1 protein-coding gene and 1 pseudogene are annotated in these 1,028 nt (G+C 44.7%); both read left to right on the top strand.

Going from position 1 to position 1,028, the window contains the following annotated elements:
* Window positions 1–124: pseudogene (locus tag R7Q38_RS24960) on the top strand (transcriptional regulator); the annotation flags it as partial.
* A gap of 131 nt (window positions 125–255) precedes the next feature.
* The coding region (locus R7Q38_RS24955; protein WP_318114748.1) for an alkaline phosphatase at window positions 256–1,028 on the top strand (773 nt) is incomplete at its 3' end.

Below are 1,028 nucleotides of genomic sequence, written 5' to 3'. Positions count from 1 at the left end.
TTTGACACGCCAAAACGGCATAAAAGTGAAGAGTAAGCCTTTGGGGATTGAGCGCTACTTGAATAACCCGAATGAGACACTTAAAGCCGGCCTACGTACAGAAGTGATCCTATTTAAGAAATGATTTGGGTTGCAAAACCATGATGTAACACGCGGTTTCATCCTAACTGAATGATAGTATTGATGAATACTTGTAAGCAAAACAGTAATTAAAGTGACGGCTTATATTCGCAGTCACTTTTTCATGGATGAAATATGACAATCAGATACTCTTTACTTGCGGCCAGTTTACTGGCCGGGTTTGTTCACGCCAATGAAGCACCGAAAAATATTATTTATATGATCGGTGATGGAATGGGCCCTGCCTACACAACCGCCTACCGTTATTATCAAGATAACCCAGAAACTAAACAGATTGAGCCTACAGTCTTTGACTCGATACTGGTTGGCATGGCTCACACCTATCCCGATGATGATACTTATGTCACTGACAGTGCAGCAGGCGCGACGGCCTTAAGCAGTGGTATAAAGAGTTACAATGGCGCCGTCGCTGTCGATACCCATAAAAAGCCAGTTAAAACGATGTTGGAAGTAGCGAAAGAGCAGGGCATGACAACCGCTCTAGTGGCGACTTCGCAAATTAACCACGCGACGCCCGCAAGCTTTGCCGCGCACAACGAATCTCGTCGTAATTATGATCAGATAGCAGACGACTACTTGGATAACAAAGTAAATGGAAAGCTGCCCGTCGATCTGTTACTTGGTGGAGGTGTTCGATACTTTGAGCGTGAAGACAGAAACCTGATTGAAGAATTTAAAACGCAGGATTATCACTACCTAACGGATTTTGATACCTTGCCTTCGTTGCAAACATTGCCTGCGATTGGGTTGTTTGCCGACAAAGCATTTCCGTTTGCTTTGGATGAGAATCCCAACCGACTCGAGAAGATGACGAAGAAGGCGCTGTCGTTATTGTCGCGCTCTAAGCATGGCTTTTTCGTCATGATCGAAGGAAGCCTAATCGACTG

This window comes from Vibrio sp. Vb0598 (assembly GCF_033338935.1).
Classification (GTDB): domain Bacteria; phylum Pseudomonadota; class Gammaproteobacteria; order Enterobacterales; family Vibrionaceae; genus Vibrio; species Vibrio alginolyticus.
The sequence above is the reverse complement of the archived record's forward strand: the minus strand, read 5'-3'. Positions and strand labels throughout refer to the sequence as shown.